This window comes from Helicobacter pylori, from assembly GCF_003636935.1.
Lineage (GTDB): Bacteria > Campylobacterota > Campylobacteria > Campylobacterales > Helicobacteraceae > Helicobacter > Helicobacter pylori_CH.
Genome location: NZ_MVVH01000001.1, coordinates 200553 through 214451, shown reverse-complemented (window position 1 = coordinate 214451; position 13899 = coordinate 200553). Strand labels below are relative to the sequence as shown.

Annotated in this window: 13 protein-coding genes; 3 read left to right on the top strand and 10 right to left on the bottom strand. The window is 38.7% G+C overall.

The genetic code is table 11. From position 1 onward, the window contains the following. Positions 1–80: 80 nt before the first annotated feature. Positions 81–260 carry a hypothetical protein gene (locus tag EAL87_RS01050; RefSeq protein WP_162972506.1) on the top strand — a complete coding sequence of 60 codons (180 nt, stop codon included), beginning with the start codon at positions 81–83 and terminating at the stop codon, positions 258–260. A 279-nt stretch (positions 261–539) separates the two neighbouring features. Here the strand turns inward: EAL87_RS01050 and EAL87_RS01045 are convergent, their stop codons facing one another. The 8 genes from EAL87_RS01045 to EAL87_RS08320 form a co-directional block, all read right to left on the bottom strand. Further along, entirely contained in the window at positions 540–1364 is an 825-nt protein-coding gene (locus EAL87_RS01045; protein ID WP_423750100.1) for a hypothetical protein, read from the bottom strand. A gap of 279 nt (positions 1365–1643) precedes the next feature. Beyond that, positions 1644–2075, bottom strand: coding sequence for a DUF1104 domain-containing protein (locus EAL87_RS01040; RefSeq protein WP_120912619.1), 432 nt, complete (start codon positions 2073–2075; stop codon positions 1644–1646). Between the two features lie 372 nt (positions 2076–2447). Continuing rightward, a complete protein-coding gene (locus EAL87_RS01035) occupies positions 2448–3311 on the bottom strand; it encodes an outer membrane protein (protein ID WP_120912618.1) in 864 nt (287 codons plus the stop codon). Between the two features lie 198 nt (positions 3312–3509). Further along, positions 3510–3860 (bottom strand): 50S ribosomal protein L20, encoded by a 351-nt coding sequence (gene rplT / locus EAL87_RS01030; RefSeq protein ID WP_050825700.1) that lies wholly within the window; start codon positions 3858–3860, stop codon positions 3510–3512. A gap of 94 nt (positions 3861–3954) precedes the next feature. Beyond that, positions 3955–4149 (bottom strand): 50S ribosomal protein L35, encoded by a 195-nt coding sequence (gene rpmI / locus EAL87_RS01025; RefSeq protein WP_001125542.1) that lies wholly within the window; start codon positions 4147–4149, stop codon positions 3955–3957. Then, on the bottom strand, positions 4130–4741 hold the full coding sequence (gene infC, locus EAL87_RS01020) for a translation initiation factor IF-3 (RefSeq protein WP_120912617.1): 612 nt from the start codon (positions 4739–4741) through the stop codon (positions 4130–4132). The genes rpmI and infC overlap by 20 nt, the downstream gene beginning before the upstream one ends. Next, positions 4738–6576, bottom strand: coding sequence for a threonine--tRNA ligase (gene thrS / locus EAL87_RS01015; RefSeq protein ID WP_120912616.1), 1839 nt, complete (start codon positions 6574–6576; stop codon positions 4738–4740). The genes infC and thrS overlap by 4 nt, the downstream gene beginning before the upstream one ends. Positions 6577–6632: 56 nt before the next feature. Continuing rightward, the gene (locus EAL87_RS08320) at positions 6633–6764 is read right to left on the bottom strand and encodes a hypothetical protein (protein ID WP_001892720.1); all 132 of its coding nucleotides are present in this window, start codon (positions 6762–6764) and stop codon (positions 6633–6635) included. A 185-nt stretch (positions 6765–6949) separates the two neighbouring features. Here EAL87_RS08320 and ppsA point away from each other — a divergent pair, with 185 nt between their 5' ends. Together ppsA and EAL87_RS01000 are read left to right on the top strand one after the other, a co-directional pair. Next, a complete protein-coding gene (gene ppsA / locus EAL87_RS01005; RefSeq protein WP_120912615.1) occupies positions 6950–9382 on the top strand; it encodes a pyruvate, water dikinase in 2433 nt (810 codons plus the stop codon). Positions 9383–9485: 103 nt separating this feature from the next. Continuing rightward, the gene (locus tag EAL87_RS01000; RefSeq protein ID WP_120912693.1) at positions 9486–10556 is read left to right on the top strand and encodes a DUF874 family protein; all 1071 of its coding nucleotides are present in this window, start codon (positions 9486–9488) and stop codon (positions 10554–10556) included. Positions 10557–10686: 130 nt separating this feature from the next. On the opposite strand, the gene EAL87_RS00995 is transcribed toward EAL87_RS01000, so the two are convergent. Together EAL87_RS00995 and topA are read right to left on the bottom strand one after the other, a co-directional pair. Continuing rightward, on the bottom strand, positions 10687–11613 hold the full coding sequence (locus EAL87_RS00995; RefSeq protein ID WP_120912614.1) for a radical SAM protein: 927 nt from the start codon (positions 11611–11613) through the stop codon (positions 10687–10689). Beyond that, entirely contained in the window at positions 11606–13816 is a 2211-nt protein-coding gene (topA, locus tag EAL87_RS00990; protein ID WP_120912613.1) for a type I DNA topoisomerase, read from the bottom strand. Before topA ends, EAL87_RS00995 begins: the two co-directional genes overlap by 8 nt. Positions 13817–13899: the final 83 nt, after the last annotated feature.

Sequence of the window (13899 nt, the reverse complement as noted above, 5' to 3'; positions counted from 1 at the left end):
AATTTTTACACGCTTTCATAAAATGCGTTGGAATATCGTGAAGCGCCCAATCGCCAAAGACGCTTGGGCTTCCTAGACTGATGTTAGGGAGAGTTTGGTTCTCACTCTGTATCCCTATCGTAGAGATTTTACAGAGTTTAAGCTCCAACGCATCCTCTCTCACACATCACATCTCCAAAGGCGTAACTTTGCACACTTCCTATACTAGATACGAATGGGGATATTACTATGAATTAAGTGGCATTCATTCCAAACGCTAAAGACGATTGGGATTTCTGCTAAGGAGTTTTAAAAGGAGATTATTTTTAACTCTATCAACCATTATATTCAAAGATTTTTATGCAACAAAACCCTAATCTAATCGTCAGCATAAAAAGAACCAAAAAGCTTAAAGTTTAAAAAAGTGGTGGTTTTTAAAAAGGGTAGTCCTAAAAAGTAGGACAGAGATTTTAACGATGAAAAGCGATTAAAAAGCCTAGAAAAGAAGCGTTTAAAAGACTTATCTAGCCCTCTCCTCTCTACTCAAAAAGATAAGCCAATTATTTTTCAGGCTCACCAGAGCCGCTAATTTGCTTTTCAAATTCTTGTTGCAAGGCTTGTTGTTGCCTTTCTTTCTTTGAAAGGCGGCGTTTTTTCTTGGGTTTTTTTTGCTTTTTTGAAGAAGCCTCTGACTCTTTTGAAACGATCTCTTTAGATGCACTAGCACCCTCTACAGGAGTTTGAGCCATATCTGTGCCAGAAAGATCCGTTTTCTTAGAAGAGCTTATAAATTCAGGGCTATCAGTATGGCTTTCAAGCTCCCCACTGCTCCTCTTTTGAAAGGCTGCCTTAGTGTCTTTCTCAGCTTGTTCTTCCATTTTCTTAAGAGCGACTGCATCCACTTTTCTAGCCTTTTCTTTTTGGCTTATCCTAACCATGCTGATCAAATACTTGATATACCCATCATACATGTCCCCAAACTGCTCATGCAAAGCCCCAAAATCTGAACCCTTGTAAAGCCAATTAAATAGGGGGAGTGAAAGCTCTGTCCCCAAATCTTTAAGTACATGTTTATAAAACTTCTCTCTGTCATTCACCACAAAAGAAACTTTGCCATCTTTATACTCATAGTAACAGATCTTTTGCTCCACACAACTTTCCAAACTCCCCTTAAAGAAAGCTCCAAAAGCGGATAAATCGCCCTTACTCATTTTGGTTTCAGAATACTGGTTAAAATTCTTCACGCGCTCTTTTTCCAAATTAACCATATTTTTTAAAACCCTCTTGCGGTCCTTTTTCACATTCCCTGTGGAACCTTCAGAAAACATCACATTGGGATCAACTGTAGTGTTAATAGTGGCAGAAGCCGTCTCTGCTCTCAACAAAAAAGTCGTAGCTACTAAAAAAAATAAAATTCGCTTCACACCAAACTCCTAATTATATAATTTAATTGCACAGAAACAAGTACTGCTATTCATTAAAACCTCTTTTTTAAAAAATCCACTTAAAATTCAAGCTATTTTGGTCATCTTAAAATACAGACTTTCAAAGGGTCTTTACTGTTTGAGTATGATACTATAAATATCAAAAAAATACAAACACCCCAAAAACTTTAAACCCCAATAAGCAACAAAAATCAAAAAATACTCAGCACACCCTAAGCATTAATGCTTATGATGGCTTGGTTTTTTCCCTTTTTTCCCCTTTTTTTCATGATCATGAAAAGGGCCTTCACATGCGCAATCATGCAAATCCAACCCCTCTTCACGATATTCTTTCATGGTCATTGTTTTCTTTTTGTTAGCAATCACTTCAAGAATTTCTTTTTTACGCTTGTTGCGATCTTCTTGGCTTAAAGAAGCTAAATTCTTATCCATCGCTCTTTTAAAATCCGCTTTATATTTTTGACGCTCTTCTTCTTTCATCGCTTCTAATCGCTTATTGACTTCTGTGCGAAACTCAGGGACTTCGCTAGGAGCGACTTTCCCGGCTTGCTCTAACAGTTGCTGATCGTCCATGCTCTTAAAATCGCTCGCATTCAAAAAAAGACCCAAAAAAGTCCCTGCAAATAATAAGGAAAACGCCAATTTTTTCATCAAATACTCCCAATTCAAAAAATAATGAAATCGTGGGGATTTTACCATCTACTCAATTAAAAACAACTTATATTCCTTATTCTCATCAAATATTGATAGGCTTTATTAATATTCTTTATTTTTTTAAAAAATGGGATAAAAACTATCGCTTGATGATAATCAAACTCTTTTGTTATTTGATTTTAAAAATCTTTGCTGCTTGTTGATCAGACAAGTCGCTTGCAACGACTGATACCATGCTTTTGTGGGTTTGCAATAACGCTGTGATAATGCTTTAAATAACGGCTTTGGCGTAAGAAAAGAAAATTATAAAAGGCTATAAAGAGCAAAAGCCCTTTTCTATACCCCCCATAAGATTAACCCTAAAACACCTTAAAAGCTTACAATGTAACGCCAATAAAAGGCATAGGGGCGGTGAAAGGTGAATTTATAAGTAACCCCTTCAGGAACATTATCCGCACTAGCGGTATAATAATTGTTGCGAATGGTTTGGATTTTCAAGCCAATTTCAAAACCTTGGTGTTTAGTGCCTAAGCGGATCCCACCATTCACCAAGACTTGGAAATTTGATGGGTGGAAACTCCCTCTATACTCTTCAGCTAAATCCTTAAAATAATAGTTTGTTGGACCCCAAGAGGTGCCACCAATCGCAACGCCAACGAAAAACCCAAAATGCAAGTTCTCACGATTGAAAATAGCTGGGTTAAACAACACATCTGTGCCAGCCCCATAGCCAAACATGAAACTTTGAGAACCCTTGCGAGCGTCTCTCATGCCATAATCATTATAAGTGTAATACTTATAATAAGAGCTTGCAAAATCAAAGAATCCGTAATAACGCATTCCAAATTGTGGGGCTTTCTTAAAAAAATGCTTATACCCCACAACAAAACCAAAACCATTGATAGCGTATTGTTGGTTGCTTAAGCCCTTATACCCACGAGTCCCTAGAGCGCCATGGGTAAGCCCTCCTGTTGGATTGCTTGCTGTGGGCATGTTAGGCGTGTTAGAGCCATAAGCCCCACTTTGATTACCATTGCAATTCCCATGGGAACAATTTTGAGCGGTCGTGCTGAGCATACCCAACTGGTAATCAATCCCTATAAAAGCAGCATTTCTTTCACCTTTTTTGGTAGGGCTAGTCTTAATAGCACTTTCTTGCTTCTTGGGGGTCTCTGCCAACAACAAGCTTGTCATTGCTAGAGAGATAGCACCTACTATAACAGATTTCTTCATGTATTCCTTCCTTCTACATTTTCTCTATTTGAGTTTTAAATGCTACATTCTACTATAAAATTACTTTCTTTTTGATTAAAAATAGCGATTGAATAAGAATAAATTGAAATAAAAATCAATTTTAGGAACTTTTTAGTAAAAATTCCTAAATTCTCTCACCTTTTTAGACTAAAACTCAAACCTAACAGCCAACAGAGATTAAAGATGCTCTTTCACGCTCTCTAACACGCTCTTAAAGGCTTGCATGTCATTCATCGCCATGTCTGCTAAAACCTTGCGATCTAATTCAATGTTAGCCACTTTTAAGGCATGCATGAAGCGCGAATAACTTGTTTCATGCATTCTGCAAGCCGCATTGATCCTTACCACCCACAAACTCCTGAAATCTCTTTTCTTTTGTTTGCGATCCCTAAAGGCGTAATACATGCTCCTTTCAAGCTGTTCTTTAGCCTTTCTAAAATGCTTTCTTCTGCCACTATAAAACCCTCTAGCGAGTTTTAAGACTTTTTTATGGCGTCTTCTGCGCACAACGCCTGTTTTAACTCTCATTTCTTTACCTTTCTTTTTAAAATATTTTTAGGTGCGTTTTTAAACGACTTTCCCTTAAACAAGGGGATTAACTCCACTTTCTAACCCACAATCCCTAAGCCCTGCAAAGCAACGACATGACAGAATGCGCGTTAGTGTGATGCACATGTTTTGGCGCGTTTAGATTAGCTTTACGCTTAGGGCTTTTTTTAGTCAAAATATGGCTTTTAAAAGCGCTGCCACGCTTAATCAAGTTTTTTTTAACTTTGAAACGCTTAGACGCGCCGCGATTAGTCTTCATTTTTGGCATGATTTTCTCCTTTCATAAGGTTAATACGATTAAAAGGCGGATTATTTTCTTTAGTTTTCTTTTCGTTTTTGGGGGTTTCTTTAGCCTTAGGCACAAACATCCACGAGACAAAACGCCCCTCGGTTTTTGGCTCTTTTTCAGGGTTGGCTAAATCTTGCATCATCGTTTGGACTCTAAAAAGCACATCCAACCCGGCTTTTGAGTTTTGACTCTCCCTACCCTTTAAGACCACTTTGAATTTGACATGTTTATTGGCTTCAATAAATTCTCTCGCATGCTTGACTTTATAGTTAATATCGTTTTGTGCGATTTGAGTGGAAAGCTTGATCTCTTTGATTTCAATTTGTTTTTGCTTTTTCTTGGCTTCCTTGATTTTCTTTTCATTTTGGTAGCGGAATTTATTGTAATCCATCACCTTACACACAGGAGGTTTCGCGCTCGCTGAAATCAAAACCAAATCCAAACCTAAATTTTGAGCGATATTGAGCGCTTCTTTAGAGGAAATGATCCCATACACTTCGCCATTATCGCCCACGCAACGCACTTCTTTAAAATTAATGTCTCCGTTTAACAACGCTTCGTTTCTACTCAAAAACTAACCTCTTGCATTTTAGATTCAACCATACTTAAAAACTCCTTTAAGGGCATTTTATATTGATCTTGTTTTTCTCTGTCTCTAATGGATAAAATTTCTGTCTCCACTTCTTCATTCCCTAACACTAAAATCATAGGGATTTTTTGCTTTTCGGCTAAGCGCACCTTTTTATTCAAGCTGTCGTTTTTATCCAACACTTCTACAAAAATATCGCACTTTTTTAATTCCTCTTTTAATTTCAAAGCAAAAACATGATGTTCTTCATTAATAGGAATGAGAGCGATTTGAGTGGGCGCGACAAAGAAAGGGAAATTCCCCCCAAAATGTTCGCTCAAAATCGCAATGAACCTTTCAAACGAGCCTAAAATCGCTCTGTGGATCATCACCGGCTGTTCAGCGTGATTGTGTTCATTAATGAAAGCGAGCTTGAAGCGTTCAGGCAAATTCATATCCACTTGAATCGTGCCACACTGCCATTTACGCCTTAAAGCGTCAGTGATTTTAATGTCAATCTTAGGCCCATAGAAAGCCCCTCCCCCTTCATCAATCTTATAATCAATGTGGTGCTCTTTTAGGGCTTCTTTTAAAGCGTTAGTGGCCTTTTCCCAAACTTTATCATCGCCTATGGATTTAGCCGGCCTTGTGGATAATTCCATTTCATAGCTAAAATCAAACGCTTTCATGATCTTATGCGTAAAATCTAAAATCGCGCTCACTTCGCTTTGGATCTGCTCAAAAGAGCAAAAAATATGTGCATCGTCTTGGGTAAATTCCCTAACCCTTAAAAGCCCATGCAACACGCCACTTTTTTCATGCCGATGCACCACGCCGTATTCATAAAACCTTAAGGGCAAATCTCTGTAGCTGTGTAAAGCGCTTTGATAGACTTTAATATGCCCCACGCAATTCATGGGCTTTATGCCGTATTCTTGCTCATCAATCGTGGTGAAATACATGTTTTCTTTATAGTTGTCATAATGCCCGCTGATTTTCCACACATCGCTCTTTAAAATTTCAGGGCCTTTAACCGGCTCATAGCCTCTTAAAAGTAACGCTTTACTCAACAAATCCTCTATGCGTTTCCTGAGCCTTGCCCCTTTAGGCAACCATAAAGGTAAGCCTGCCCCTATTTCATCATCAAAACTAAAAAGCCCTAGCTCCACGCCTAGCTTTCTGTGGTCTCGTTTTTTTGCTTCTTCTATTTGGAAAAGATAGTCTTTTAAGCCCTCTTTGGTGGCAAAAGCGATGCCATAGATTCTAATGAGCATTTCATTGTTTTCATCGCCGCCCAAATAAGCCCCAGCCAGTTTAGTGAGCTTGAAATGGTTTAAAAAACGGGTGTTTGGGAGGTGCGGCCCCTTACACAAATCTTCAAAATCGCCTTGTTGGTACACGCCAAATGCATCGCCACTGATTTTACTCATCACCGCATGCTTTAATTCATCGCCCTTAAAACGCTCCAAAGCTTGCTCTCTGGTTAAAACCTCTTTAGTGATAGCGAGCTTTGACTTCGCAAATTCTTTCATTTTCGCTTCAATTTTAGGCAAATCCTCTTCGCTGATTTTTGAAGAAGTCTTAAAATCGTAATAAAACCCCTCTTCTACCACAGGGCCTACAAAAAATTTCGCGTCCGGATAAAGGGCTTTCAAGCTTTGCGCGAGCAAATGCGCACATGAATGCCTAATCACCTCCAAAGCCAAAGGCGAATCATCAAAATATACCGGCTCTGTCCCTTTTAACGCTTTAATCCCATCGCTCAGCCCTAAGACTTTCGCGCTCTCTAAATCTATTATTTGCTCGTCTTTATAAACAGCAATCAGTTCCGCACTCATTCTTTAAAACTTATGTTTCCTTTCTTTAATACTTTTTCAATATTTTTTCAATGCTTTTAGCAATCTTTTGAGCCAAACCCGCATTGCACTTGCGAATCCACTTTCTCAGCTTTAGGGTCGCTCATAGGCTTTAAACACGCTTGTAAAAACACCATACAAAGCAAATTCAATAGCAACCGCCTATACAAAACTACCCTTTCTATTCAAAAATACCTAACTAACCGCCCATTATACAATAAAATCATAAACCAAAAAGAATACACCCCTTATTAGAAAGCTTAGAATACAAACTAGCTAAAACTAAAGCTCTATCATGCTATCATTATTATATTTTATGTTTTAAGAGACTTAATGATCATTTTAAGGGAGTTTTGTGCGATATATCAAGTTTTTCAAAGAGTTGAACAATAAGAATGTGAATCTGGTTGGGGGCAAGAACGCTAGCATTGGCGAGATGTTTCAAGAATTAGTACCTATTGGCATTAAAGTGCCTGATGGCTTTGCGATCACCAGCGAAGCGTATTGGTATCTTTTAGAGCAAGGGGGGGCTAAACAAAAAATCATAGAGCTTTTAGAAAATGTTGATGCCACGGAAATTGATGTGTTAAAAATCCGCTCCAAACAAATCAGAGAGCTTATTTTTGGCACGCCTTTTCCTAGCGATTTAAGAGATGAGATCTTTCAAGCCTATGAAATTTTAAGCCAACAATACAACATGAAAGAAGCCGATGTGGCGGTAAGAAGCTCCGCTACTGCAGAAGATTTGCCGGACGCTTCTTTTGCCGGGCAGCAAGACACTTATTTAAACATTAAGGGTAAAACAGAATTGATCCATTATATCAAATCCTGTTTAGCGTCGCTTTTTACCGATAGAGCGATTAGTTATAGAGCGAGTCGTGGGTTTGATCATTTAAAAGTCGCGCTCAGCGTGGGGGTGCAAAAAATGGTGCGAGCGGATAAAGGCAGCGCGGGCGTGATGTTTTCTATTGACACCGAAACCGGTTTTAAAGACGCGGTGTTTATCACTTCAGCGTGGGGGTTAGGCGAAAATGTGGTGGGCGGCACGATAAACCCTGATGAATTTTATGTGTTTAAGCCCACTTTAGAGCAAAACAAACGCCCCATTATCAAACGCCAACTCGGCAATAAAACGCAAAAAATGGTCTATGCCCCAAGAGGTAGCGAACACCCCACCAGAAACATTAAAACCACCAAAAAAGAATGGCAATCCTTTTCATTGAGCGATGAAGACGTGCTGATTTTAGCCAAATACGCCATTGAAATTGAAAAACACTACTCTAAAGAAGCCAAACAATACCGCCCCATGGATATAGAATGGGCTAAAGATGGCGATAGTGGGGAAATTTTTATCGTTCAAGCGCGCCCAGAAACCGTTCAAAGTCAAAAAACCAAAGAAGAAAATCAAGTCTTTGAAAAATTCAAATTCAAAAACCCTAACGAAAAAAAAGAAATCATCTTACAAGGCAGAGCGATTGGGAGTAAAATTGGCTCAGGAAAAGTGCGCATCATCAATGATTTGGAACACATGAATTCTTTTAAAGAGGGCGAAATTTTAGTTACGGATAATACCGACCCAGATTGGGAGCCTTGCATGAAAAAAGCGAGCGCGGTTATCACTAATCGTGGGGGGCGCACTTGCCATGCCGCTATTGTGGCGAGAGAAATTGGCGTGCCAGCCATTGTTGGGGTGAGCGGGGCGACTGATAGCCTTTATACCGGCATGGAAATCACGGTTTCTTGCGCAGAGGGTGAAGAGGGCTATGTGTATGCGGGCATTTATGAGCATGAAATTGAAAGGGTGGAGCTTTCTAACATGCAAGAAACTCAAACAAAAATTTATATCAATATTGGAAACCCTGAAAAAGCCTTTGGCTTTTCTCAGCTCCCTAATCACGGCGTAGGGCTGGCCAGAATGGAAATGATTATTTTAAATCAAATCAAAGCCCACCCTTTAGCTTTAGTGGATTTGCACCACAAAAAAAGCGTGAAAGAAAAAAATGAAATTGAAAACCTCATGGCAGGCTATGCTAACCCTAAAGATTTTTTTGTGAAAAAAATCGCTGAAGGCATTGGCATGATCAGCGCGGCGTTTTACCCTAAACCTGTCATTGTGAGAACGAGCGATTTCAAATCCAATGAATACATGCGCATGCTTGGCGGCTCTAGCTATGAGCCTAATGAAGAAAACCCTATGCTTGGCTATAGGGGGGCTAGTCGGTATTATTCAGAAAGCTATAATGAAGCGTTTTCGTGGGAGTGTGAAGCTTTAGCGTTAGTGAGGGAAGAAATGGGATTAACCAACATGAAAGTGATGATCCCTTTTTTGCGCACCATTGAAGAGGGCAAAAAAGTCCTAGAAATCTTAAGAAAAAACAATTTAGAATCCGGTAAAAATGGGCTTGAAATTTATATCATGTGTGAATTGCCGGTGAATGTTATTTTGGCTGATGATTTCTTAAGCTTGTTTGATGGCTTTTCTATTGGCTCTAATGATTTAACCCAGCTCACTTTAGGCGTGGATAGAGACAGCGAATTGGTCAGCCATGTCTTTGATGAAAGGAATGAAGCGATGCTAAGAATGTTTAAAAAAGCGATTGAAGCTTGTAAAAGGCACAACAAATATTGCGGGATTTGCGGGCAAGCCCCAAGCGATTACCCTGAAGTAACAGAGTTTTTAGTCAAAGAGGGCATCACTTCCATTTCTTTAAACCCTGATAGCGTGATCCCCACTTGGAACGCTGTAGCCAAGTTAGAAAAAGAGTTGAAAGAACATGGCTTAACTTGATAATAAATGGGTTAATTTAACTTGAGTGGATTTTTCGTATTAGTTTCCATGATATAATTTAGAGATTTGATGGGTGGGATTGTTTTTTGAAAAAAGGTTGGTAATAAAATCAGTAAAAACAGGAAAAACAAATAAAGTTGGCAAAAACACAGAGACAGCTAACACAAAGGCAAATAGAGAGACTCATTTTAGACAAGTGAGTGCCATTACAAATACGATCAGATCAATTGGTGGGTTTTTTACAAAGATTATGAAGAGAGTTAGAGAACTTGTAAAAAAACACCCCAAGAAAAGCAAGGCGGCATTAGTAGTATTAACCCATGCCGCATGCAAGAGGGCAAAAGAATTAGACGATAAAGTCCAAGATAAATCCAAACAAGCTGAAAAAGAGAATCAAATCAATTGGTGGAAATATTCAGGATTAACAATAGCGACAAGTTTATTATTAGCCGCTTGTAGCGCTGGTGATATTGATAAACAAATAAAACTAGAACAAGAAAAAAAGGAAGCTGAAAATGCTAGGGATAGAGCAAACAAGAGTGGGATAGAACTAGAACAAGAAAAACAAAAGACAGAACAAGAAAGACAAAAGACAAACAATACACAGAAAGATTTCATTAAATACGCAGAACAAAATTGCCAAGAAAATCATAGTCAATTCTTTATTAAAAAATTAGGGATTAAGGGTGGTATTGCTATAGAAATAGAAGCTGAATGCAAAACCCCTAAACCTACAAAAACCAATCAAACCCCTATCCAGCCAAAACACCTTCCAAACTCCAAACAACCCCGCTCTCAAAGAGGATCAAAAGCGCAAGAGCTTATAGCTTATTTGCAAAAAGAATTAGAATCTCTGCCCTATTCACAAAAAGCTATCGCTAAACAAGTGGATTTTTATAAACCAAGTTCTATCGCTTATTTAGAACTAGATCCTAGAGATTTTAATGCTACAGAAGAATGGCAAAAAGAAAATTTAAAAATACGCTCTAAAGCTCAAGCTAAAATGCTTGAAATGAGGCATTTAAAACCAGACCCACAAGCCCACCTTTCAACCTCTCAAAGCCTTTTGTTCGTTCAAAAAATATTTGCTGATGTCAATAAAGAAATAAAAGTAGTTGCTAATACCGAGAAAAAAGCAGAAAAAGCGGGTTATGGTTATAGTAAAAGGGTGTAGCGGTTAAAAACATTAAGTTTTTAATTATCTGTCGGCTTTTGATTTTTTATGGTAGCGTTATTTGGTAATAAAAGAGAACCTTTTTAAAAGCTTAAGCTCCCTAAAGTAAGGTAAAACTAACAAATGGAGGTTAAAACGCGCAATAAAACTCCAAAGAGCCGACTTTTTTAATCGTAATTTGCTGATGGTTTAACAAAGTTTCTAAATGCTTAAAAGCGTTAGAATCTAGTATTAGTGGGGCTTCTTCTGCGCTTAAAGGACGCCTAGAAATTAAAACGAGCAATTCGTCTATACCGCAAGAAATCAATTTTTTGGCTTGAGTAATGGATCGTTTAGGCAAACTCACGCAAAGCCCTTCAAAAAACAAAGAGCGTTTTAACAATTCATCTTCGCTCAATTTAGGAGCTTTAAAACTTGAGGGCCTGTCTATGGTGCTTAAATCCACTCTGGCGGTATTGATTTTTTTTAAAAAGTCAGCGATGAGTTTTAAGTTGTTTGCGCTATCATTCACGCCCTTAATTAACAGCACTTCAGCCACCAGTTGCCCTTGATAAATTTGAGAAAAGCTCAAAATCCCCTCTAAAATCTTGTTAATGTCTTTAGAATAGGGTTTATCCACTCTTTCAAAGGCTTTCAAATCAATAGCGTCTAAAGAAAATTTAACGATGTCAAATTCCTTTAAGGCTTGTTGGACTTTTGGCTCATAAAACAGCGAGCCGTTGCTTAAAATCAAAGTTTTAACGCCCTTTAAAAAAGGCTTGACGCTTTGGATAAGCTCTAATAAATGAGGGTATAGAGTGGGTTCGCCATTAGCGGTAATGGTTAAAACATCAATGGGGGTGGTAAGGTTGTTTAGGGCGTTTTGAATGGCGTTAATCAAGGTTTCTACTTTTATCACTTCTTCCATGCGTTCAATGGGCTTGGCTTTACCCAACTCGCAATAAATGCAATTGTAATTGCATTGTTTTTTAGAGGGCGATAAATCCACGCCCAAAGACTTCCCAAAACGCCTGGATAAAACAGGCCCAAAAACGACAGGCGGATTTTCTTTAGCCATTATCTTCCTCTAAAAACACGCGCTCTTTGCACTTAATGCATTCATGCGCCTTTTTTTTGCGATACATTCTTTCACTCATTAAATAATGGCATTTCTCGCAACGCTTGTTGATGGGCTTATGGTTGGATAAAAAATTGCATTTAGGGTAATTGTTGCAGCCATAAAACGAGCCTTTCTTACTCCTTTTTAAGGCAATATCCCCTCCGCATTCTGGGCATTTCACGCCTTCTATTGTTTCTTTTGCGTTAGGGGTGTTTTTTAGCGATTTGGTGTTTTTGCATTCAGGGTAGTTGTTGCAAGCCAAAAACGCCCCGTTTCTGCTGAATTTTTGCACCATTTCCCCTCCGCATTTTTCGCACAATTCTTGCTTGGCTTCATCATTAGCGTTTTCAGTTTGTTTGATGTATTTGCATTTAGGGTAATTATTGCAAGCGATAAACTCCCCATAACGGCTATTTTTTTTGACTAATTCCCCACCGCATTTAGGGCATGATTGGCCGGTTTTTTCATGCACTTTTTGAGAGATGATATTCTTTTTCCCGGCTTCAATTTTATCCATAAAGGGGTAGTAAAAGTCCTTTAAGACTTGCTGATAGTCGGCTTTATTTTGAGCGATATTGTCCAGTTCTTCTTCTAAAGAAGCGCTGAATTTGGAATCCACGATTTCTTCAAAATGCTTTTCTAAAATTTCTATCACCTTAAAAGCGCTCTCTAAAGCGCTGATTTGCTTTTTTTCTACCTTGATGTAGTCTCTGTTTTGCAAAAGCGCAATCGTTGGGGCGTAGGTGCTGGGCCTGCCTATGCCTAAACTTTCTAAAACTTTAATCAAGCTCGCTTCTGAATAGCGCGCTGGAGGTTCTGTAACATGGGCGTTGCTCTCTAGTTTTTCTAATTTAATGGGGTCATTTTCTTTCAAATTGGGGAGCAATTTGTCCTTGTCGTCATTGCCTAAAATTTTATAATAGCCATCAAAAAGGAGTTTTCTGCCACTCGCTTTAAACTCGCCTTTTTCGCACGCCACAACCACGCTTTGGCTTTCAAAAAGAGCGTCTTGCATTTGAGAAGCTAAAAAGCGTTTGTAAATTAAAGCATAGAGCTTTAATTCTTCAGGCTTAAGGTAGTCTTTTAAAGCGTTTGGCTCTAAAATAATAGAAGTGGGTCTGATCGCTTCATGGGCTTCTTGGGCGTTTTTATTCTTGCTGGAATAGACTTTGGCTTTAGGGGGTAGGTAGTCTTTGCCATAGTCTTTTAAAATCTTATTCCTCGCTTCTTCTAAAGCCTCTTTAGCGATATTCAAGCTATCGGTTCTCATGTAAGTGATCACCCCCATAACGCCTTGCGGGGTGGCTACGCCTTCATATAATTTTTGAGCGATACTCATGGTTTTTGTGGGCGAAAAGCCTAAAAGACTGGAAGCGCTTTGCTGTAAAGTAGAAGTCATAAAAGGGGGCGGTGTGGGGGATTTTTTAGATTTTTTAACGATACTAGAAATAAAATAGCTTTCTTTTTCTAATTCGTTTTTAATCTCTTTGGCTTTTTTTTCATCAACAAGCTCTTGGGCTTTGAGTTTGTTGCCCTTATAGCTAATGAGTTGCGCTTCTAAATCCGGCTCAAACAAAGCGTCTAGCGTGAAATAAGTCAAAGGCTTAAAGGCTTTGATTTCCCTTTCTTTATCAATCACAAGTTTTAAAGCCGCGCTTTGCACCCGCCCAGCGCTCAAACCTTTAGTGATTTTTGATGAAATCAACGAGCTGAGCTTAAAACCCACGATTCGATCTAAAAAGCGTCTGGCTTGTTGGGCATTGACCTTAGACATGTCAATTTTTCGTGGGGTTTTTAGAGCGTTTAAAATTGCATTTTGCGTGATCTCATGAAAAACAATCCTAGGGTAGCTCTCTAATTTCCCCCCAATCAAACATGCCACATGATAGCCTATCGCTTCCCCTTCTCTGTCTTCATCGGTGGCGATGTAGGTGGTAGATGCCTTTTTAGAAAGTTCTATAATCTGTTTGACAAGCTCTTTATGATCTTTATCCACGACATAATTAGGAGTGAAGCCTGTTTCATCAATCTTAATGCCTAAAGCGAATTTGGATAAATCCCTAACATGCCCTTTAGAGGCGATGACTTCGTAATTTTTATCCAAAAAATTTTTAATGGTTTTGGCTTTTGCGGGGGATTCTACGATAATAAGGTGCTTCATTGAACGCCTTTAATTAATTTTATACCTATTAATGAATGATTGTAGCGCAGAATTTTGACTAAACGATTCATTAAACCATGAAA

Coding starts and splice junctions, on each gene's coding strand:
- EAL87_RS01050 (WP_162972506.1), top strand. CDS start 81: ATGTTAGGGAGAGTTTGGTTCTCACTCTGTATCCCTATCGTAGAGATT.
- EAL87_RS01040 (WP_120912619.1), bottom strand. CDS start 2,075: ATGAAAAAATTGGCGTTTTCCTTATTATTTGCAGGGACTTTTTTGGGT.
- EAL87_RS01035 (WP_120912618.1), bottom strand. CDS start 3,311: ATGAAGAAATCTGTTATAGTAGGTGCTATCTCTCTAGCAATGACAAGC.
- rplT (WP_050825700.1), bottom strand. CDS start 3,860: ATGAGAGTTAAAACAGGCGTTGTGCGCAGAAGACGCCATAAAAAAGTC.
- rpmI (WP_001125542.1), bottom strand. CDS start 4,149: ATGCCAAAAATGAAGACTAATCGCGGCGCGTCTAAGCGTTTCAAAGTT.
- thrS (WP_120912616.1), bottom strand. CDS start 6,576: ATGAGTGCGGAACTGATTGCTGTTTATAAAGACGAGCAAATAATAGAT.
- EAL87_RS00995 (WP_120912614.1), bottom strand. CDS start 11,613: ATGGCTAAAGAAAATCCGCCTGTCGTTTTTGGGCCTGTTTTATCCAGG.
- topA (WP_120912613.1), bottom strand. CDS start 13,816: ATGAAGCACCTTATTATCGTAGAATCCCCCGCAAAAGCCAAAACCATT.